Origin of the sequence: Listeria fleischmannii subsp. fleischmannii LU2006-1 (assembly GCF_000344175.1) — a bacterium.
GTDB classification, from domain to species: domain Bacteria; phylum Bacillota; class Bacilli; order Lactobacillales; family Listeriaceae; genus Listeria; species Listeria fleischmannii.
Genome location: NZ_ALWW01000024.1, coordinates 15,622 through 37,008 on the forward strand (window position 1 = coordinate 15,622; position 21,387 = coordinate 37,008).

Here is a 21,387-nt window from a genome sequence, read left to right on the forward strand (position 1 = left end):
ATAAAACCTTCAAACTTGACAAATTTGTGACGTTTTGAAAAAGGCTTGAAATATGAGGTTTATCGGAGTATACTTGTCTTGTAAGCGAGAGATTTTCACAAAGAAAGGAAAGTAAGGGGTGCGTTTAATGTCGGAGCAAGATATACGGTATTTTTTATTACCAGCTTGTATTATTTTTATTCTCGGAATAGCGGCTATGAATAGCGTAGCTTCCCCGTTATTAAACTTTTTTATTGTGACACTCATTTCGTGTATAACTGGGATAATCATTGGAACAGCCCATCAACTTGTTAAATTGATTACGGGGAACATTCGTACATATCGTGCTAAAGAGTCTCCGAAAAAAAAGATGGGTACACAGTATAACAAAGCATAATTTAGTCAGATAATGGATTGAATCATAAAAATTATTCAGACAACAAGCAACAGTAAATTGAGAATGAAAGTTCTCTTACCAATCGGTAAAACTTTCATTCTCAATTTGCAAAGTGCTTGTTGTCTATTTTTATTTTACGGACGCCCTTGTTCTCGAAAGAAAAAATGATACAATTAAAAGTATAAGATTTGAAGTGAAAGGGGATTTTGATGGCCACATTAGCAGATGTCGCAAAAAAAGCGAATGTCTCAAAAATGACAGTTTCGCGTGTTATCAACCATCCTGATCAAGTATCTGATGAACTTAAGGAACTTGTGTTTAAAGCAATGAAAGAACTTGATTATGTACCTAATTTTGCAGCAAGAGCACTTGTACAAAATCGAACGCAAGTAATAAAATTTTTAATCTTAGAAGAAATTGATACGGTTGAACCTTATTATATGAATTTATTAACGGGAATTAGCCGCGAATTAGATAAACATTATTATTCTCTACAACTTGTAACTAGAAAATCTAAAAATATCGGTTCCTATGATGGTCTTATTGTTACAGGAATACGTGATGAAGATTTCGAAATCGGTGTTTTAGACATTGAAAAACCCGTTATTTTATATGGCGAAAATACACGCGGTTATGACTTTATTGATGTGAATAATAAAAAAGGCACGGAGATTGCAACAGAACATGTAATAAAACGCGGGTTTAAACGTATTGTGTTTTTAGGAATTGATCTATTAGAGGAACAATTTATGATTTCTCGTTTGGCGGGGTATGAAGAAATGATGAGGCGGCATGGGCTCTCGCCTGAATCCTATTTCTTAAAAAATAGCTCTCGTGTTGCGGAACAAAAAGGGATTGAGTTGTTACGGTATAATTCAGAAGATATCGCTTTTGTGTGTGCTTCGGACCGGATTGCGATTGGTGTTGTGCGAGCGGGGCTGAGCTTTGGCCGTAAATTTGGGGAAAACTTTGCTGTAACGGGATTTGATGGTGTTTTTTTAGACCGGATTTCTTCGCCGCATATTACAACCGTTCGTTCGCCTGTTATTGAAATGGGGGAAGAGCTTGCTAGAATGCTTTTGCGAAAAATAAATGATGCTGGTGCCTCGCAAGATAATATTTTGTTTGAGCCAGAATTAATTGTACGCGGCTCAACAACTGGAATTGATACAAGTTTTTAAATTGTGGACAGCTTCCTTTTTAGGGGGGCTGTTTTTTTGTTATCGTTAACGAGTGAAAAAAGATTGCGAGCGTTTACATAGTTTGCTAACGTTAAAGTAGAAAATAAAAAGGAGGCGATAAATGTGGAGAGAGCAGCCATTTATCATCAACCAGCTAGTCATTATGCATTTAGTTACGATGGATCAGATTTATATATTCGAATTCGGGCAAAAAAAGAGGATATAAAACAGGTAACACTTATTTATGCAGATCCATATGAGTATGATAATGGAAAATGGATGGGTGAAAAGCTTTCCATGAAGAAAATTGCTAGGACGGAAGAACACGATTATTTTGGATGCATCATAAAACCAGAGCGTAGACGTGTTCAATATGGCTTTATTTTGGAGGATTTTGAAGGGGAAACGATATTTTACGGTGGACGAGGCTTTTTTGCGAATACTTTAGTAAATTTAAATACAATGGACTACTATTTTAAATTTCCTTTTATTCATAAAATTGATACTTTCCAGGCACCGGATTGGGTTAAAAATACTATTTGGTACCAAATATTCCCTGAACGTTTTGCTAACGGAGATCCTAGTTTATCTCCTAAAGATGTTTTACCATGGGGAAGTAAAGATCCAAGTACGACGGATTTCTTTGGTGGGGATTTAGTGGGCATCACCGAGCACTTGGATTATCTTGAAGATTTAGGCATTAACGGAATTTATTTGACGCCTATTTTTGAAGCGCCGACGAATCATAAATATGATACTTTGGATTATATGAAAATTGATCCGCATTTTGGCGATAAAAAAATCTTTAGACAACTTGTAGACGAAGCGCATAAACGCGGTATAAAGGTCATGCTCGATGCCGTCTTTAATCATATTGGCGATACAAGTGAAATTTGGCAGGATATCGTTAAGCACGAGGAGAAATCAAAATATAAAGATTGGTTCCATATACATAGTTTCCCTGTGCGCTACGGAGAAAATGGTAATGTGGAAAATGCCACTTCGATTTCCTATGATACCTTTGCTTTTACAACACATATGCCAAAGTTAAACACTAGCCATCCAGAAGTTCAGCAGTACCTACTTGATATTGCAACGTACTGGATTCGGGAGTTTGATATTGACGGTTGGCGTCTTGACGTTGCCAATGAAGTAGACCATGCTTTTTGGAAAAAATTCCGCCAAGCTGTGCGAAAAGAAAAAGCAGATGTATATATTCTTGGTGAAATTTGGCATGATTCTTGGATTTGGCTACTCGGAGACGAATTTGATGCGGTGATGAATTATCCATTTACTCAAACGATTATTGAAAATTATATTGAAAATAAAATTTCACCTTTAAAAATGGTGGAAACCATCAATGAACAATATATGCGCTATCCGAAACAAGTGAGTGAAGTCATGTTTAATATGCTAGATAGTCATGATACAGCCCGAATTTTAACACGAGCAAATGGGAATAAAAACAAAGCCAAACTTGCTTTAGCCTTTATGTTTGCCCACACAGGTTCGCCTTGTATTTATTACGGGACTGAAATTGGCCTTGACGGCGCTAATGATCCGCTTTGCCGAAAATGTATGGTATGGGAGGAGTCCAATCAAGATTTAGATATGTTGGCATTTACCAAACAATTAATCTCGACTCGAAAAAAATACCAAGATATACTTTCTCTCGGGGATTTAACTTGGGATGTTAGTCGCGCTGAGGAAGGCCTTATTAGCTTTACAAGAGCGTTAAATGGTGAGGCGCTTACCTTTATTTTTAACCAAGCGAGTGAAGAAAAGAAAGTCCCAACAACCGCAACCCACGATGTTTTTGAAAATAGGGATATCAGCGGGGAAATTAGTGTTCCGAAAGAAAGCTTTAAAATTGTGAGGTAAGTGGATTTATTCACAAGTAAGATGATGTTATTTTGTTATCGGTAACATCAAAAATTGTATTGAAAACGTTTTCGTAACCTGCCTATAATACAAATAAGGTTAACCTAGTTTTACAAAAGGAGCGTCAAACTGATTTTTTAAATTTGAGGAGGAAAAGGTAATGGATTTGAAAAAGAAACTTGGTGTTTTGGGTTTAGCAACAGGTCTTGTTCTTAGTTTAGCGGCATGTGGAGGGGGAGCATCAGACGATAAAGCAAGTAGTGGTGATGCTAAAACATTAACCATTTCAGTGGATAGTGGCTACAAAAAATATATGGATGCCATAAAAGGTGATTTTGAAAAAGAGAATAATGCAAAAATCAAAATAGTAGAAAAAGATATGTTTGAGCAACTAGAAGCTTTACCACTTGATGGGCCTGCTGGAACGGCGCCTGATGTCATGATGTCAGCATACGACCGTATTGGCGGATTAGGACAACAAGGTCACTTAGCTGAAGTAAAACTAGGTAATAAAGATGCGTATGATGAAAAAGATAAAAAACAAGTTACAATAGACGGAAAAGTATACGGTGCGCCGGCCGTTATTGAAACACTTGTCCTTTATTATAATAAAGATTTACTCGACAAAGCGCCAGAAACATTTGGTGATTTAGAAAACTTATCCAAAGATGCTCGTTTTAATTTTAGCTCTGAAAAAGGTAAAAATATCGGTTTCTTAGCAAAATGGACTGACTTTTACTTCTCGTACGGATTATTAGCAGGTTATGGTGGTTATGTCTTCGGTGATGATGGTACGAATCCAAAAGATATTGGTCTAAACAATGAGGGCTCTGTAGAAGGCATTACCTATGCGACAAAATGGTTCCAAGATGTATGGCCAAAAGGTATGCAAGATAATAAGAGCGCAGATGACTTTATTCAAGACCAATTTGTTAAAGGGAAAACAGCAGCCATTATTGGAGGACCTTGGTCAGCAGCCAATTATAAAGAAGCGAAGTTAAATTACGGCGTTGCTAAAATCCCCACACTTCCAAATGGGAAAGAGTATTCTCCGTTTGGTGGGGGTAAAGGCTGGGTGATTAGCAATTATTCGAAAGAAAAAGAGTTAGCGCAAAAATTTGTTGATTATGCGACAAACGAAAAAAAATCAAACCAAGTTCTATGATGAAACAAATGAAGTCCCTGCCAACAAAGCGGCAAGAGCAGCAGCACTTGATAAAAACGATGAATTAACCAATGCGGTTATTGGACAATATGAAAATGCCCAACCAATGCCAAACATTCCAGAAATGGCAGAAGTTTGGACAGGTGCAGAAAACTTAATGTTTGATGCGGCTTCTGGTAAGAAAACACCGCAAAAATCAGCTGATGACGCTGTCAAAGTTATTGAAGACAACATTTCACAAAAATATACCAAATAAATAGGCTTGTAGGATGGAGTGGAAACACGTATTTATGCGTGTTTCCACCATGTCCTGCATGAGTCTAAAAGAAGTGTGAGGGTAACAAAATGGATATCGAACCAAAAGAAATAAAAAATGTCCGTAAAGCGACTTTGTTATCAATCATCCCAGGACTTGGCCAGTTTTATAATAAGCAAAATTTTAAAGGAATCATTTTTTTAACTTATTTTCATTTTGTTTATGATAGAACTTGGAATGTTTGGCATTCGAGCTTTATATAATTTGATTACACTTGGGAGTGTCCCGGGCGTTGATCATTCGCTCTTTTTACTGATTGAAGGCACGTTGCAACTGATTATTACATTGATTTTTATTGGCTTTTACATACTTAATTTGTATGATGCGAATCGCGTAGCAAAGCAGTGGAATCTAGGCGAGAGTGTTAATATAAGCACCAAAGCTATTTTAAAAAATATGGTAGATAAAGGATTCCCATATCTTTTCACCATGCCAGCTTATATTGTGATGACATTTGTTATCATTTTCCCGGTACTAGTAACACTTTTTATGGCTTTTACAAATTATGATTTTTACCATATCCCACCAGCCAATTTAATTGACTGGGTTGGATTTAAAAATTTCTTTAATATTTTCTTCTTAAGTGCTTACAGAGACACCTTTATGAGTGTGTTTTCTTGGACAATTATATGGACTCTTTGTGCGACAACGCTTCAAATTGTTGTGGGAGTATTCACCGCGATTGTGGCCAACCAAAGCTTTATTAAAGGAAAACGCCTTTTTGGTGTTATCTTCCTCTTACCATGGGCGGTTCCAGCTTTTATTACGATTATGAGTTTTTCGAATATGTTTAATGACAGTATTGGCGCGATTAATTCGCAAGTCATTCCACTTTTAAATCATTTGCCATTTGTAGACATTGGCGCCATTTCATGGAAGACAGATCCTTTTTGGACGAAGGTAGCCCTTATTTCCATCCAAGGGTGGCTCGGGTTTCCGTACATTTATGTGATGGTGACAGGCGTCTTACAAGCGATTCCTGGCGAGCTTTATGAGGCGGCACGAATTGACGGAGCGAGTGCTATGGCGCGTTTTAGAAAGATTACGCTACCGATGATTTTATTTGTCACAGCTCCTGTTTTTATTACGCAATATACGTTTAACTTTAATAACTTTTCGATTATTTACCTCTTTAATGAAGGGGGACCGGGAAGTGTTGGCGGTGGTGCCGGCTCGACGGATATTTTAATTTCTTGGATTTATAAACTAACAACGGGTACATCCCCGCAATATGCACTGGCAGCGGCTGTCACGCTAATTATTTCAGCCATTGTTATCACGGTTTCAATGATTGCCTTTAAGAAAACGAATGCCTTTGGAAATGAGGAGATGATGTAATGAAAGCTTTTTTTCAAGATCAACGGACGTCGCGCTTTTTAACTAAATTTTTCACCTATTTATTTTTACTTGCGCTATCTGTCGTCATCCTTTATCCGATTTTAATTACAGCATCGTCGGCTTTTAAACCCGGAAATATTGCCGCGTTTTCTCTTGAATGGGCGGATGACTGGACATTAAATAACTTTACACGGCTATTTAATGAGACGCTCTACTTAGATTGGTATAAAAATACGCTCATTATTGCGACCTTTACAATGATTTTGCAAGTCACGATTGTAACATTCGCAGGCTACACGTACAGTAGATACCGTTTTAAAGGGCGGAAAAATAGTTTAGTTTTCTTTTTAATCATTCAAATGGTGCCCACAATGGCAGCGCTAACGGCCTTTTATGTACTTGCAATGCTGCTCGGTGCACTGGATCACTACTGGTTCCTGACCTTAATTTATATCGGTGGCGGAATTCCGATGAACACCTGGCTGATGAAAGGCTATTTCGATACAGTTCCACGTGACTTAGATGAATCGGCTAAGCTGGACGGGGCCGGACATTTCCGGATTTTCGGACAAATTATTTTACCACTCGTTAGACCTATGATAGCTGTACAAGCACTTTGGGCCTTCATGGGGCCATTCGGAGACTTCTTGCTTGCCAAATTTTTACTCCGTACACCAGAAAATTTAACCATCGCTGTCGGATTGCAAAGTTTTATCTCAAACCCACAGCAACAAAAAGTGGCGCTGTTCGCGGCCGGAGCTATACTTGCCGCACTGCCAATTTGTCTTCTTTTCTTCTTCTTGCAAAAAAACTTTGTTTCTGGTTTAACGGCAGGCGGAACAAAAGGTTAATCACGTTATGAAAGGAGTCCCAAAATGAAAAAGCCAAACTTCCCTGAGCTCTACTTTCCAAATATCATAAGTCCTAAACGGATTTTTGCAGCTCGAAAAAATCTTTCGTGGTTTAAAATGGTATTTTGTTTTATTTTACTAAACGCCATTTTACTCATCCCCATCTCACTCCATCAAGCGAAACAAAATGATTTTGAGATATTGAAATGGACGAGCGGACTAGATTCGCTTGCAACAAATGAATCAGCAAGTCAATTTAACGGGCTTCAAATAGCAGACGGGAAACTTGTGAGCGGAAGCGAAATGGTGTTTCAAGATACTGGAGGCGTATCCGGTGTTTTTATTCCCAAAAAAAGTTTTGACGCTTCTAAAAATGCCATTTCGTTTGATGAAAAGAGGTTGCGTGTGAAAGATGCATCAGGCTATTCCTTTTCGTTAGCCTATCCAGATTCTGCGGTTGTGACGGATTTAGAGGAGTTTATAAATACGACATGGTACGCTCAGTATAAGCCAGTTGTATTTCTTGGGATGGTCTTTGTTTTAGGGACTTTAACGCTCGTGAGCTCGCTTATGCTTGTCTTATTTAGTTCGATTTGCTTAGCGCTTACGAAAAAAAGCTCGTTTTCAAAAATAAATTCATTTAAAGAGGCAATGAATTTAACCTTGAATGCGACCGGACTACCGACAATTATCGCGGCTGTTCTGGGACTCATTTATTTTGATATTACAGTAATGATTGGGATTCAGTCACTCGGTGCGGTCTTACTCATTGCAATGACATTTTTAAAAACACGTTTTTATAAAGAAGACGTGAGGTTAGTTTAGGAGGATTTAGCATGAGGCAACGATTATTTGAAATAGACCCATGGAAACTGAAAACAAAAGAATTAAACAAAAAGCACAAACGGCTTCAAGAAAGTCTTACATCCATAGGGAATGGCTATATGGGAATGCGCGGCAATTTTGAAGAAGGTTATTCAGGGGATACCCACCAAGGTACATATATTGCAGGAGTTTGGTTCCCTGATAAAACTCGTGTCGGCTGGTGGAAAAATGGCTATCCGGATTATTTTGGAAAAGTCATTAACGCGCTAAATTTTATCGGTATCGAAGTCATCATTGACGGCGAAAAACTAGATTTATATACCGATGTCGTGCTCGATTTTGATTTAACGCTTGATATGAAAAACGGCTTATTGACAAGAAGCTTTATTGTTCAAAAAAATGAAAAGCGCTATCAAATTGAGGCCACTCGCTTTCTGAGTATAAAACGCGCGAATTAGCGGTTATGAAATATTGTGTCACGCCACTTGATGGGGATGCAGAACTTGTTTTAGCTCCGTTTTTAGACGGAGAAGTGCAAAATGAGGATGCGAATTATGAAGAAATGTTCTGGGAGCCTGTTAATGTTCATGCGGGAGAAGCTAACGGGTTTTTAACCACAAGAACCATCCCGAATGACTTTCAAACAGAACGCTTTACAGTTCATGCGCTTATGGAAAACCATCTAACAGGCGTTATTTTAAATGAAACAGTAAGCCAAACCCCCTTTTATACAGAGAAACGCTACCAAATAAAGGCCGAACAAAACGAGACGGTAACGCTTGAAAAACGGGTCATCATCACCACATCACGAGACACAGAGAATCTCGAAGAAAAAGCGATGGAAATCTTAAAGAGCCTTGCTCACGTGTCCTACGAAGAACTTGTAACGGCTCATAAAGAAGCATGGCAAGAGCGCTTTATGAAAGCGGATGTGGTAATAACAGGTGATGATTCAGCGCAACAAGGCATTCGGTTTAATATTTTCCAATTGTTTTCCACTTATTACGGCGAGGATGCACGTCTAAACATCGGTCCAAAAGGCTTCACAGGAGAAAAATACGGCGGCGCCACCTATTGGGATACAGAAGCATTTGCGCTTCCTATGTATTTAGCACTCACAAACGAAGAAGTCCCGCGAAACCTTCTAAAATATCGTTTTAATCAACTGGAAGAAGCCAAACAAAATGCCCGAAAAATAGGGCTTGACGGCGCGCTTTATCCCATGGTTACCTTTACAGGAATTGAATGCCACAACGAATGGGAAATTACGTTTGAAGAAATCCATCGAAACGGTACAATCGCGTATGCCATTTACAATTATATGACGTATACAGGCGACCAAAATTATTTGAACGAATACGGAATCGACGTTTTAGTTGAAATAAGTCGTTTTTGGGCGGACCGTGTCCATTTATCTGACCGATTAAGTAAATATATGATTCACGGCGTAACAGGGCCTAATGAATATGAAAATAACGTTAACAATAATTGGTTCACCAACTATATCGCCACATGGACGCTAAAATTCACGCTCGAAAATTTGGATCAAAAAGCGCAAACGCGATTACATGTTAGGGACGAGGAGATTCAAAAATGGCAAGATATCATCAAACGCATGTATTTTCCTTACGATGAAAAGTGGCAAATTTTTATTCAGCACGACACCTTCCTAGACAAGGAGCTACGTGCGACCGACACGCTAACAGAGGCGGATCTGCCTTTAAATCAAAACTGGTCTTGGGATAAAATATTACGCTCCTGCTTTATCAAGCAGGCGGACGTGCTACAAGGCATTTACTATTTCCCGAATCATTTTGATTTCGACACCAAACAGCGCAACTTCGAATTTTACGAACCGTTAACGGTACATGAATCCAGTTTATCTCCAGCCATTCATGCGGTGCTTGCCTCTGAGATTGGTAAGTATGATAAAGCGGTTGAGATGTACGAAAGGACGGCACGCCTTGATTTAGATAATTATAATCAGGATACAGAAGACGGCTTGCACATTACTTCGATGGCAGGAAGCTGGCTTGCGATTGTCCAAGGGTTTGCAGGAATGCGGACCACAAGTGGGAAACTTGAGTTTGCGCCATTTTTACCAGAATCATGGCAAAACTATAGTTTTAAAATTAATTATCGAAACGCCCGCATTGAAGTCTTGGTAGAAAAAGAACAAGTACGCTTAAAATTACTAAAAGGAACCGAACTTGCTGTTTTTATCTACGGAGAAAAATATCTGCTGTCAAAAGAAGATTTAATTGTGACTTCCAAATAGAAAAAAGCCCCCTTAACGATTTTAGCGGGGCTTTTTTTCTTATACAAATCTTTAAAAAAAGCGACCTTTCGATTTCTTTTTATGCTCGTCTTGTTATGCTATAATGAAAACTATGAAAGTAGAGCGTTTAGCTGCTCTTATAAAAATTTAGCACATAAATATTTGGTTGCTTTAGTGATGGAGGCGAAAAGATGAGTTTTGCAAACATTTCACTTTTACATTATTTAGCTAACATTGTGGACATACTTGTCGTGTGGTTTGTTATTTATAAAGTGATTATGCTCATCCGTGGAACAAAAGCGGTGCAGCTTTTAAAAGGTATTTTTATTATTATTGTTGTAAAGGTTGTCAGTAGTTTTCTTCAATTGCAAACGGTCGAATGGATTACGGATCAGGCGCTAACTTGGGGATTTCTTGCGATTATTATTATTTTTCAACCTGAACTCCGTCGTGCACTTGAATCATTAGGACGTGGGAATATTTTTATTCGTCTCGGTTCTAGGATTGAAAAAGAGCAACATAATTTAGTGGATTCAATTATTAAATCAACGAAATATATGGCCAAACGTCGTATTGGGGCCTTAATTTCAATTGCGAAGGATACTGGAATGGAAGATTATATTGAAACGGGTATTCCGTTACATGCAAGTATTTCTTCCCAACTTTTAATTAACATTTTTATTCCGAATACACCACTTCATGATGGTGCCGTTATTATTAGAGGAAATGAAATAGCGTCTGCTGCTAGTTATTTACCTTTATCCGATAGCCCGTTCCTTTCTAAAGAATTAGGAACAAGACACCGTGCTGCACTTGGCATTAGTGAAGTAACGGATAGTCTAACAATTGTCGTGTCAGAAGAAACAGGTGGAATTTCCGTAACGAAAAACGGTGAGTTATTCCGCGATGTTTCTGAGGAGCGTTTACAAGAAATTTTGGAGAAAGAATTAGTCACACAAGTTGAGACAAAAAAATCCTTCTTTTCCCGTTTTAAAGGAGGTCATAAAAAATGATGGATCGTATTTTAAATAATAAGTGGTCAATTCGAATTATCTCACTTATTTTAGCAGCCATATTATTTACTTCTGTAACTGCAGATAATAACGCTGGCGATGGCTCATTTCAAACGTCTTCACAAACGGATACTGAAACAATTCAAAATGTTCCTGTTGAAGTCTATTATGACAAAGAAAATCTATATGTATCAGGGGTTCCTGACACGGTGACCGTCACCATTTCAGGCCCAAGAAGCATTGTTCAAAATACACGAGCACAACAAGATTTTAAAGTGTATGCAGATTTACGAAATGCGTCTATTGGCGAACAAAATGTCAAATTACAGGTCAAAGATATTTCTGAACGTTTAAAAGTCACAATAAGTCCTGAAACCGCCAAAGTAAATGTTCAAGAGAAAGTGACAAAGAAATTTTCCGTTGAAGCAGAAATCAATAAATCGGCCGTAGCAGATGGATATGAGGCTGGAACACCAAAAGTTAATCCGGCAAAAGTTTCCATTACGGGTGCGAAAGATACGATTGAACAAATTGCTTACGTAAAAGCAAACGTTGACTCTGACAAAGCGCATAAAGAAGATTTTACTGCGGAAGCAACGGTTTCTGCTTTTGATAGTCATTTAAACAAACTCGATGTTGAAATTAGTCCCGAAAAAGTAGATGTTTCGGTTCCGATTGAAAAAGTTGGGAAATCTGTTCCGCTAAAAATCAACCAAACTGGCAAGCCGAGTGATGATATTACGATTTCAAGCATAACGCCTGACAGTTCAGAAGTGATTGTGATGGGGGATGCGGATGTTTTAGCTAAGATAAATGAAATTAGTGTGGATGTGAGTGTCGCAAGCATTACTGCTGATACAGTTCGTGAAGTGACAATTCCTGTTCCTGACGGGGCAAAATCTGTTCAACCACAGACGGTCGAGGTGCGAATTAAGACTGCAAAAAAGTCGAATAGTGATTCAGAAAATCGAAATACCGATCAAAATGAATCTGATTCCAATACAAATGATAATGAAACACCAGACGGGAATACAAACGGGAATAGCGACTCGAGTACAGACACAAAAGATACATCAAAAACTTTTTCCAATTTAGACGTATTTACACGCGGTTTGCCGGATAAATATACGGCGCAAATGATTACACCGGCAAATGGAAAGGTAAATATTACACTAAACGGACCGCAAAACACAATCAATCAAATCAGTGCCTCTAGCGTCACGGCCATTGCGGATTTATCAAATGTTAAAGAGGGAGAGTATTCCACTAAAATTCAAGTTAACAATTTACCGAGTCAAGTGACATACAAACTTTCTGTTAGTAACGCGGAGTTTTTGATTAAGCTAAAAGAGGAAGAAGATTCGAGGAGCTAGACGCTAGTTTTTATGTTTAGATGAATTTTTTAGTAAAAACTAGTATAATGAAATGTGCAGCAATTTTTAAAAAATAAAAAGTGAAATGGATAGGCTATTTTAAAGCCTGATAAGAAATCCAATGTTTTGATACAGAAGGAGAGAATTAGAATGGGAAAATATTTTGGAACGGACGGGGTTCGAGGAGTTGCTAATCAAGAGCTATCACCAGAACTTGCTTTCCGATTAGGACGAATGGGAGGCTACGTTCTAACCAAACACGTGGGTGAGCATCCGAGAGTACTAGTCGGAAGAGATACACGAATTTCAGGAGAGATGTTAGAATCAGCACTTATTGCAGGACTTGTTTCTGTTGGTATTGAAGTTATGCGTTTAGGCGTTATTTCTACACCAGGCGTTGCGTATCTGACACGCGCGCAAGGCGCTTCTGCAAGTGTTATGATTTCTGCATCACATAACCCTGTTGAAGATAATGGTATTAAATTCTTTGGTTCGGACGGATTTAAACTATCAGATGACCAAGAGCTTGAAATTGAAGCCTTACTTGATCAAGAAAAAGATGACTTGCCACGTCCGAGTGCAGAAGGACTTGGAACTGTTAGCGATTATTTGGAAGGTAAACAAAAATATTTACAATTTTTAAAGCAAACAGTCGATCAAGATTTCTCTGGCTTACTTGTTGCGCTTGATTGTGCGCATGGTGCTACTTCTAGCTTAGCGAATCATCTATTTGCCGATTTAGAGGCAGAAACGGTTTCAATGGGTGCATCCCCTAATGGTTTAAATATCAATGAGGACGTTGGCTCCACGCATCCAGAAGCATTAGCTCAATTTGTAAAAGAAAAAGAAGCAGATGTTGGCCTCGCGTTCGATGGTGACGGTGACCGAGTGATTGCAATTGATGAAAATGGCGACATTGTAGATGGAGATAAGATTATGTTCATTTGCGCTAAATATTTAAATGAACATGGTTCCTTAAATCAAAATACAGTTGTTTCAACCGTTATGAGTAACTTAGGCTTTTATAAAGGTCTACAAGAGTTGCAAATTGCGGACGTTCAAACAGCTGTAGGAGATCGTTATGTCGTTGAAGCTATGCGTGCTGGGAATTATAACCTTGGCGGTGAACAATCGGGTCACATTATTTTCCTTGACCATAACACAACAGGAGATGGATTGTTATCCGGAATCCAGCTGATTAATGTTATGAAAGCGACTGGTAAAAAATTATCTGAATTAGCCGCTGATATGCAAACTTTCCCACAAAAATTAGTAAATATTCGTGTGACAGATAAAAATGCAGTAGAGAGTAATCCAAAAGTAAGCGAAGCTATTAGTCTTGTTGAAAAAGACATGGGAGATAACGGACGAGTTTTAGTTCGTCCTTCTGGAACAGAACCGCTCGTTCGCGTAATGGTAGAAGCTGAAACAGTTGAACAAACCGAAAATTACTGTGAACAAATTGCTAGCGTTGTGCGTACCGAAATGGGTCTCGACTAAGACATATAAAATACCGTTATCGATTGTGATAACGGTATTTTTATGAAAGAAAGGATTTTTTTATGTTAAGAAAAGTACGTCAAATTGCTGCAAGCTTTGTTATTATGTTAGGCTTTACCCAATTGTATAGCTTTTCTAGTGCGGCATATGGCTATTTTATGAGTGATTCAGGGGATTATCGATTTGTCTGGAATTATTGGATCATTGGTCTATTTGCCGTTCTATTGCTAATTGGCGGGGCTATGATGATTCAAAATGACAGGTTCAGACTTCATGTAGCGATTATTTTATTAGCTTTTACAGCATTCCAAGCTTTTTCAGTTTATTTTTACCAAATTAAAACTTTACTAGACAATACGGAAGACCTAAAGGGGCCATTTAATTATACGAATCTTATTCTAACAGCGATTAGCTTATGTTTATTTTTTTCTTTTTTCTTTTGGCTAAAAAAAGGGACGAATCACTTTTGGAGACAAGAGAACAGGGCTGGAAGACAAAATGGCTTATTTCAAGCATCGTATTTTCAATTAGTGGGGCAGGGTTAGCGATTTTTCTCTCAGCTATTATTATCAAACACTTCCAAAATCCAAAAGTAAGCGATGTTTACATTTTCACAAATGATTTTGATGCTGCTTTTGCGATTTTTAGTGCCCTTCTATTGATTCTTATTGCCTTTTCGAGTTTGAAAAGAGGTTCGTATTTTATGGCAGGCATTGCAATGGGAATTGGTTTTCTTTATTTAATGAATTATTTGTGGTTCGAACAATGGATGACATTTTCTATTCAAAATGGATATGAGATTGCTAAAAATGAAAATCGCTTGTTTGGCATTCAATTTGTTATCGGAGTCGTTGCTTTTTTATCAGGAATACTCATTTTTGTAGGAAAAAAAGAGAAAAAATATTAACTTTTAAGAGAAAAATGACCTATTCTGTGAATAATAGGTGAATTTTCTAGGATAGCTATTGTCCGCTTGTCTAAAAATGGTATACTAAGTGAGTAAGTAACAAACCAAAAAGGGAGGAACTATTTTGAAGAAAAAGGGAATTATTAGTCTAATTTTAGTTTTCGTCATGTCTGTATTTTTAACAGCATGTGGAAATGACCGTGTTGAACCAAAAGAAGCAGCCGATGTAACGGCTAATGCACTGGTTTACGGTAAAGATATGGATAAAGTGAAGAAAGTATTTGGTCAAGATGGATCGGATTCTGAAAAAGATTTCGAAAAAGGATTTAAACAAAGCTTTAAATCTACCATTACTAGTTCTACTGGTACAACAGCAAATATTGACAAACAAGTCGATGAACTTTATACAGCTCTTCGTAATCGTGTAAAAGAAAAAGCAACGTACACAACGAAAGTAACGAAAGAAGACAAAGAGAACCCAGAAGTAACCTACTCCATTAAAGGGCTTGATATGGGAGCGGTTCAACAAAAATTAGCTAGTGAAATTCAAAAAGAAGTAACTAGCGATGCGTCACTTGCGGCTGATCAAGACAAACTTATGCCAAAAGTACTTGAAATTTATACGAACGAAATTAAAAAAGCAGAGGCAGTTTCTACACCAACAGATGTGAAACTAAAGCTTAAAGTGAACTCAAAAGATGAAGGTAAATGGCAAATGGAAAATGAAACCACATTTGTTCAAAATCTTATGCAAGCCTTCTATATGGGTAATATGTAAGAAAAAAACAAGTTTCTCTATTGGATGAGAAACTTGTTTTTTAGTATAAAAGAAGATAAGTCTATGATTTAGCGCTCTCCTTTTAAGCCCCGCAAAAAGCTTCTCACTAAGTAAGATGTAAAATATATTAATTAGTATATACCAATTTAACCAAATTGGCTTAATAAAAATACTTGACCAACTATACATTTTAATGTAGAATGATTTTGTTTCCTTGAAAAAAAAGAAGGAGGATCGCTAAAAATTAAATAAAAGCGCCAGAACTAATTGAATGGAACGAAAAGCGAGTGAAATTCTAGCTTTTTCTGAAATTAGTTGACGAGGAGGAGATTAATCGAAGTTTCGGCGGGAGTCTCCCGGCTGTGCATGCAGTCGTTATGCCTTAGCTACAAACCATTTGGGTAACCAGATGAACAGAGTGCTATGGATCATGCGTGTGTCTCCAAGGAAACGAAAAAAATTGGGGGCAAGAAAATTGGTTTCGTCTGCCCTTTTTAACTATTGGAGGACAAAATTATGTGTGGAATTGTTGGATTTATTGGAAGTAAAAATGCGAAAGATGTTTTATTAAATGGATTAGAAAAATTAGAATATCGTGGTTACGATTCAGCGGGAATCGCCCTTTTAAACCATAATGAAGTGTACGTTGTGAAAGAAAAGGGACGAATTGCAGACCTTTCTGAAAAAGTAGCAGAAAATGCATTTGGAGAAGTGGGAATTGGCCATACGCGCTGGGCAACACACGGAAAGCCAAGCCACGAAAATGCGCACCCTCATCAAAGTACATCTGGACGGTTTACAATGGTGCATAATGGTGTGATTGAAAATTATTCTCTCTTAAAAGAAGAGTATTTAAAAGAAGCAACCTTTATAAGTGATACGGACACAGAAGTGATTGTACAGCTTGTTGAGAAATTTGTAGAAGAAGGCCTAAATACAGAAAGTGCCCTTCGAAAAACACTGTCTCTTTTACACGGCTCATATGCCATCAGCTTGATTGATAAAGAGGATAGTCAAACCTTATATGCTGCAAAAAGCAAAAGCCCTCTTTTAATCGGAAAAGGAGAAGGCTTTAATGTCATCGCAAGTGATGCAATGGCTGCACTAAAAGAAACCGATCAGTTCATTGAAATTATGGACGGGGAAATGGTAATTTTAACACGTTCTGGCGTTCAAATTTTAAGCGCTGAAGGTGAAGAAATCGAACGCGCCGCCTATACCGCTACAATCGATGCTACTGATATCGAAAAAGGAACATATCCGCACTATATGTTAAAAGAAATCGATGAGCAACCAGCTGTGACACGCCGTATTATTCAGTCGTATCAAAACGAAGATGGTGAGCTTACCGTTGAACAGCCGATTCTAGATGCCATTTTAGAAGCCGACCGCGTGCATATTATTGCTTGTGGAACGAGTTATCATGCCGGACTAGTTGGGAAAAATCTTATTGAGAAGCTAGCTCATATTCCTGTAGAAGTACACGTTTCTAGTGAATTTGGGTATAATATGCCACTACTATCTGAACGCCCGTTATTCCTCTTTATTACGCAAAGTGGTGAAACAGCAGATAGTCGACAAGTTTTAGTAAAAGTGAAAGAAATGGGTTATAAAACTTTAACGTTAACGAATGTTTCAGGCTCCACTTTGGACCGTGAAGCGGATCACGCGATGTACTTGTTTGCCGGCCCTGAAATTGCTGTGGCTTCAACTAAAGCTTATACGGCTCAAATTGCGGTTTTAAGCATACTGGCAGTAACTCTTGGACGTGAAAAGGGTATTGCAGCGGCTAAGGAACTGGATCTTGCTGTTGAACTTGGTATTGTAGCAACGGCAATGGAAGCAATGGTTGCATCAAAGGAATTAGTGGAACATATTGCAGGTGAGTTTTTAGCCACTACGCGAAATGCCTTTTTCTTAGGAAGAAGTGTAGACTACTTTGTGGCGATGGAAGCGGCTTTAAAATTAAAAGAAATCTCCTATATTCAAGCTGAAGGATTTGCAAGCGGTGAGTTAAAACATGGTACAATCGCATTAATTGAGGATGAAACGCCTGTTTTAGCGATTGTGACACAAGAGAATATCAATTGGAATATCCGCGGCAATGTGAATGAGGTTCTAGCGCGTGGGGCAAATGCCTGTGTGTTTGCGATGGAAGGCTTGGAACAGCCGGAGGACCGACTTGTGATTCCGCATGTCCATCCACTACTAACATCTCTAGCAAGCGTTATCCCGTGCCAGCTACTCGCTTATTATGCTGCGCTACACCGCGAATGTGATGTAGATAAACCACGTAATTTAGCTAAAAGTGTAACTGTAGAATAAAAAGAAGCAGATAAAAAAGGTTTTCCCGTAGTGCGGGAAAACCTTTTTTTTAGTTATCATCATCAGATGGTGGTGTATCTTTTTTAAAGCCTTGGATAATGAAACGAGCGCCTGTCACAAAATCGACAGCGGCCATACCTGCAATCACATAGGCGAAAAAGCCCCAACCATTAAGATTGACTTGTTGCAACGTAAAATAAACAAAAACGACACCTAAAATAATATAAAGTAACCCTTGTGCTAAAAAACGTCGATTCATATAAAATTTTTACCCCCAATTTAATAGACTTAAAACTAAAACGAAAGTATTCATTAAAATATGTGCACACATAGGTACGATGATACGCTTTGTTTTGGTATAAAGAAAACAAAGAATAAGTCCAATTAAAAAGTAAGAGAGTAAATACTGGATGTCCCCATGTAGTAATCCAAAAATAAAGGAACTAATAACCGCAGCACCGTGAATATTCATTCGATTCGCTAGACCACCGTATAAAACCTTCCGAAATACTAATTCTTCCAAAATTGGACCAAGAATGCTAATAAAAATAAGGAAAACAGGCGCAGCTTTTGTAAATTCTAGCAGTTTTGCTGTGTTTTCTGAACCACTAGGCAAACCGATAAAAATAGAGATTACAAGAACAGCTAAATATTGCGCAATCAGTAATACAAAAAAGCCGCCAACCGCATAAAGAATACTTTGGGATAAATTCGTTTTTTCTCCCATAGCAATTTTATTGAATTCCGGCTGATTATGAAGTAAGAGCCAAATAATACAAAGCGTTGCAATATTGGATAATATGCTCCAAATTACAACGGAATAGGCTGTAATTTCAGCATTTGAGGCAGAACTAAACCCGTGAAAAATAGCTGCGACTAAAGGTACGCCCAAAATACCAGAAAATAAAAGAATAAAATAACTTACAACAATTGTGATATATCGTTTTGTCAAAAAACCGCTTCCTTCCAAGAAACATAGCGTTTCGTATCAATTCTGTTCTATTGTACTAAGAAATAGGCGTTCGTTGCAAATAAGAAAGAAATTTTTTAATAAAAATGAGCCCTTTATACTTGCAATTTTAACCTATTTTGACTAATATAAGAATTGTGTTAGCACTCAAGTGTACCGAGTGCTAAAAAGATTGAAGGAGGTTATGGAATTGTTAAAACCATTAGGAGATCGCGTTATTATTGAAGTTGTAGAGGCTGAAGAAAAAACAGCGAGTGGGATTGTTTTACCAGATTCTGCTAAAGAAAAACCACAAGAAGGTAAAGTTGTCGCAGTAGGCTCTGGTCGAATTCTTGATAACGGTGCAAAAGAAGCGCTAGAAGTAGAAACAGGCGACCACATTATTTTCTCCAAGTACTCTGGAACGGAAGTAACCTTTGAAGGAAAAGATTTATTAATCATTCGCGAAAGCGACATTTTAGCAGTTATTAAATAGAATTTTTTGAATGAAAATGGAGGTATTGACTTATGGCAAAAGATATTAAATTTAGTGAAGACGCTCGTCGCGCAATGTTACGCGGCGTTGACCAATTAGCTGATGCAGTGAAAGTAACACTTGGTCCAAAAGGACGTAACGTTGTACTTGAGAAAAAATTCGGTTCCCCTTTAATTACAAATGATGGGGTAACGATTGCAAAAGAAATCGAGTTAGAAGACGCATTTGAAAATATGGGTGCGAAACTTGTTTCTGAAGTGGCTTCTAAAACAAATGATGTAGCGGGTGATGGAACTACAACAGCGACCGTTTTAGCACAGGCTATGATTCAGGAAGGCCTTAAAAATGTAACGGCTGGAGCAAATCCGGTTGGCATTCGTCGCGGAATTGAAAAAGCAGTAGCTACGGCTATTGAAGAACTTAAATCAATTTCAAAACCTATTGAAGGCAAAGATTCAATCGCACAAGTTGCGGCCATTTCTTCTGGAGATGAGGAAGTTGGGAAATTAATTGCTGAGGCGATGGAACGCGTTGGAAATGATGGCGTTATTACCATTGAAGAATCAAAAGGCTTCGCTACTGAACTTGATGTTGTAGAGGGGATGCAATTTGATCGCGGCTATACTAGTCCTTATATGGTTACAGACTCTGATAAAATGGAAGCTGTCCTAGAAAAACCTTATATTTTAATCACAGATAAAAAAATCTCTAACATTCAAGAAATTTTACCAATTTTAGAGCAAGTGGTTCAACAAGGTCGTCCGCTTTTAATTATTGCGGAAGATGTTGATGGCGAAGCACAAGCTACTTTAGTGTTAAATAAACTTCGCGGTACGTTTAATGTTGTGGCTGTTAAAGCGCCTGGCTTCGGTGATCGTCGTAAAGCTATGCTTGAAGATATTAGCATTTTAACAGGAGCTCAAGTTATTACAGAAGATCTGGGCCTTGAATTAAAATCTACAACAATGGAACAACTCGGAACAGCTCAAAAAGTGGTTGTTACAAAAGATGATACAACAATCGTAGAAGGAGCAGGTGAAAAAGATCAAATTTCTGCTCGTGTAAATCAAATTCGTGCACAAATGGAAGAAACAACTTCAGAATTTGATAAAGAAAAACTACAAGAACGCTTAGCAAAATTAGCTGGTGGTGTGGCAGTTATTAAAGTAGGTGCTGCGACTGAAACAGAATTAAAAGAACGTAAACTTCGTATTGAAGATGCTCTAAACTCAACACGTGCAGCCGTTGAGGAAGGGATTGTTTCTGGTGGTGGTACTGCGCTTGTAAATGTTTATAACAAAGTAGCAGCAATTGAAGCAACAGGAGATGAGGCGACTGGTGTGAAAATTGTACTTCGCTCTCTTGAAGAACCAGTTCGTCAAATCGCGCATAATGCTGGTTTAGAAGGTTCTGTTATTGTTGAGCGACTTAAAAATGAAAAAGTAGGCGTTGGCTTTAATGCTGCTAACGGCGAATGGGTTAACATGATTGAAGCAGGTATTGTAGATCCAACGAAAGTAACGCGTTCTGCTCTTCAAAACGCTTCTTCTGTTGCAGCACTTCTTCTTACAACAGAAGCTGTAGTAGCTGATCAACCAGAAGAAAATTCTCCAGCTGTTCCTGATATGGGCGGCATGGGTGGAATGGGCGGTATGATGTAATCTGGTTTTTAAAACCACTCTATGAAAGAGAATAAAAATTACTTCATCTTTTTTCCATTTTAAATAATAAGCTAAAGAGGTCTTTGGAATTTTCCAAGGATCTCTTTTTTTAAATCTTTCTCTCTTAAAATACATTATTATAGAAGAAACTAGAAATTTTGGCTTATAATTTAT

At 38.0% G+C, this 21,387-nt stretch carries 16 protein-coding genes and 3 pseudogenes; 17 read left to right on the top strand and 2 right to left on the bottom strand.

Translation table 11 applies throughout. The features are described 5' to 3' along the window. Positions 1-127: 127 nt before the first annotated feature. The 15 genes and pseudogenes from LFLEISCH_RS08450 (at position 128) to glmS (ending at position 18,107) form a co-directional block, all read left to right on the top strand. Positions 128-376, top strand: a complete 249-nt coding sequence (locus tag LFLEISCH_RS08450; RefSeq protein ID WP_007475444.1) for a hypothetical protein — start codon at positions 128-130, stop codon at positions 374-376. A gap of 209 nt (positions 377-585) precedes the next feature. Next, positions 586-1,557: a LacI family DNA-binding transcriptional regulator gene (locus LFLEISCH_RS08455; protein WP_007475446.1), complete on the top strand. Its 972-nt coding sequence runs from the start codon at positions 586-588 to the stop codon at positions 1,555-1,557. Positions 1,558-1,680: 123 nt separating this feature from the next. Further along, complete coding sequence (locus LFLEISCH_RS08460; RefSeq protein ID WP_007475447.1) at positions 1,681-3,438, top strand: glycoside hydrolase family 13 protein; 1,758 nt, start codon at positions 1,681-1,683, stop codon at positions 3,436-3,438. Between the two features lie 160 nt (positions 3,439-3,598). Continuing rightward, positions 3,599-4,859, top strand: a pseudogene (locus tag LFLEISCH_RS08465) (extracellular solute-binding protein). An 89-nt stretch (positions 4,860-4,948) separates the two neighbouring features. Further along, a pseudogene (locus tag LFLEISCH_RS08470) lies at positions 4,949-6,257 on the top strand (sugar ABC transporter permease). Next, positions 6,257-7,108 carry a sugar ABC transporter permease gene (locus LFLEISCH_RS08475; protein WP_007475449.1) on the top strand — a complete coding sequence of 284 codons (852 nt, stop codon included), beginning with the start codon at positions 6,257-6,259 and terminating at the stop codon, positions 7,106-7,108. Before LFLEISCH_RS08470 ends, LFLEISCH_RS08475 begins: the two are co-directional and overlap by 1 nt. A gap of 24 nt (positions 7,109-7,132) precedes the next feature. Continuing rightward, on the top strand, positions 7,133-7,933 hold the full coding sequence (locus LFLEISCH_RS08480) for a DUF1189 family protein (RefSeq protein WP_007475451.1): 801 nt from the start codon (positions 7,133-7,135) through the stop codon (positions 7,931-7,933). An 11-nt stretch (positions 7,934-7,944) separates the two neighbouring features. After that, positions 7,945-10,211: pseudogene (locus tag LFLEISCH_RS08485) on the top strand (glycoside hydrolase family 65 protein). A gap of 191 nt (positions 10,212-10,402) precedes the next feature. Beyond that, the gene (gene cdaA / locus LFLEISCH_RS08490; RefSeq protein ID WP_007475457.1) at positions 10,403-11,224 is read left to right on the top strand and encodes a diadenylate cyclase CdaA; all 822 of its coding nucleotides are present in this window, start codon (positions 10,403-10,405) and stop codon (positions 11,222-11,224) included. Continuing rightward, complete coding sequence (locus tag LFLEISCH_RS08495; protein ID WP_007475459.1) at positions 11,221-12,597, top strand: CdaR family protein; 1,377 nt, start codon at positions 11,221-11,223, stop codon at positions 12,595-12,597. The genes cdaA and LFLEISCH_RS08495 overlap by 4 nt, the downstream gene beginning before the upstream one ends. A gap of 150 nt (positions 12,598-12,747) precedes the next feature. After that, positions 12,748-14,097 (top strand): phosphoglucosamine mutase, encoded by a 1,350-nt coding sequence (gene glmM / locus LFLEISCH_RS08500; RefSeq protein ID WP_007475461.1) that lies wholly within the window; start codon positions 12,748-12,750, stop codon positions 14,095-14,097. A 62-nt stretch (positions 14,098-14,159) separates the two neighbouring features. Next, positions 14,160-14,642 carry a hypothetical protein gene (locus LFLEISCH_RS08505; protein ID WP_040504813.1) on the top strand — a complete coding sequence of 161 codons (483 nt, stop codon included), beginning with the start codon at positions 14,160-14,162 and terminating at the stop codon, positions 14,640-14,642. Then, positions 14,564-15,004 (top strand): hypothetical protein, encoded by a 441-nt coding sequence (locus tag LFLEISCH_RS15265; RefSeq protein WP_149022051.1) that lies wholly within the window; start codon positions 14,564-14,566, stop codon positions 15,002-15,004. The genes LFLEISCH_RS08505 and LFLEISCH_RS15265 overlap by 79 nt, the downstream gene beginning before the upstream one ends. Before the next feature lie 166 nt (positions 15,005-15,170). Continuing rightward, complete coding sequence (locus LFLEISCH_RS08515) at positions 15,171-15,782, top strand: DUF5105 domain-containing protein (protein ID WP_223196451.1); 612 nt, start codon at positions 15,171-15,173, stop codon at positions 15,780-15,782. A gap of 516 nt (positions 15,783-16,298) precedes the next feature. Further along, positions 16,299-18,107, top strand: coding sequence for a glutamine--fructose-6-phosphate transaminase (isomerizing) (gene glmS / locus LFLEISCH_RS08520; RefSeq protein ID WP_007475465.1), 1,809 nt, complete (start codon positions 16,299-16,301; stop codon positions 18,105-18,107). A 49-nt stretch (positions 18,108-18,156) separates the two neighbouring features. On the opposite strand, the gene LFLEISCH_RS08525 is transcribed toward glmS, so the two are convergent. Both LFLEISCH_RS08525 and LFLEISCH_RS08530 read right to left on the bottom strand, forming a co-directional pair. Further along, on the bottom strand, positions 18,157-18,366 hold the full coding sequence (locus tag LFLEISCH_RS08525; RefSeq protein ID WP_007475467.1) for a YdiK family protein: 210 nt from the start codon (positions 18,364-18,366) through the stop codon (positions 18,157-18,159). 9 nt (positions 18,367-18,375) lie between these two features. Then, entirely contained in the window at positions 18,376-19,059 is a 684-nt protein-coding gene (locus LFLEISCH_RS08530; protein ID WP_007475469.1) for a CPBP family intramembrane glutamic endopeptidase, read from the bottom strand. A gap of 208 nt (positions 19,060-19,267) precedes the next feature. Between LFLEISCH_RS08530 and groES the strand changes: the two genes are divergently transcribed. Further along, a complete protein-coding gene (gene groES, locus LFLEISCH_RS08535; protein WP_007475470.1) occupies positions 19,268-19,552 on the top strand; it encodes a co-chaperone GroES in 285 nt (94 codons plus the stop codon). A 32-nt stretch (positions 19,553-19,584) separates the two neighbouring features. Continuing rightward, positions 19,585-21,213 (top strand): chaperonin GroEL, encoded by a 1,629-nt coding sequence (groL, locus tag LFLEISCH_RS08540; protein WP_007475471.1) that lies wholly within the window; start codon positions 19,585-19,587, stop codon positions 21,211-21,213. The last annotated feature ends 174 nt before the right edge of the window (positions 21,214-21,387 follow it).

Coding starts and splice junctions, on each gene's coding strand:
- LFLEISCH_RS08505 (WP_040504813.1), top strand. CDS start 14,160: ATGTTAAGAAAAGTACGTCAAATTGCTGCAAGCTTTGTTATTATGTTA.
- glmS (WP_007475465.1), top strand. CDS start 16,299: ATGTGTGGAATTGTTGGATTTATTGGAAGTAAAAATGCGAAAGATGTT.
- LFLEISCH_RS08455 (WP_007475446.1), top strand. CDS start 586: ATGGCCACATTAGCAGATGTCGCAAAAAAAGCGAATGTCTCAAAAATG.
- LFLEISCH_RS08525 (WP_007475467.1), bottom strand. CDS start 18,366: ATGAATCGACGTTTTTTAGCACAAGGGTTACTTTATATTATTTTAGGT.
- groL (WP_007475471.1), top strand. CDS start 19,585: ATGGCAAAAGATATTAAATTTAGTGAAGACGCTCGTCGCGCAATGTTA.
- LFLEISCH_RS08450 (WP_007475444.1), top strand. CDS start 128: ATGTCGGAGCAAGATATACGGTATTTTTTATTACCAGCTTGTATTATT.
- LFLEISCH_RS08475 (WP_007475449.1), top strand. CDS start 6,257: ATGAAAGCTTTTTTTCAAGATCAACGGACGTCGCGCTTTTTAACTAAA.
- cdaA (WP_007475457.1), top strand. CDS start 10,403: ATGAGTTTTGCAAACATTTCACTTTTACATTATTTAGCTAACATTGTG.
- glmM (WP_007475461.1), top strand. CDS start 12,748: ATGGGAAAATATTTTGGAACGGACGGGGTTCGAGGAGTTGCTAATCAA.
- LFLEISCH_RS08495 (WP_007475459.1), top strand. CDS start 11,221: ATGATGGATCGTATTTTAAATAATAAGTGGTCAATTCGAATTATCTCA.
- LFLEISCH_RS08515 (WP_223196451.1), top strand. CDS start 15,171: ATGTCTGTATTTTTAACAGCATGTGGAAATGACCGTGTTGAACCAAAA.
- LFLEISCH_RS08480 (WP_007475451.1), top strand. CDS start 7,133: ATGAAAAAGCCAAACTTCCCTGAGCTCTACTTTCCAAATATCATAAGT.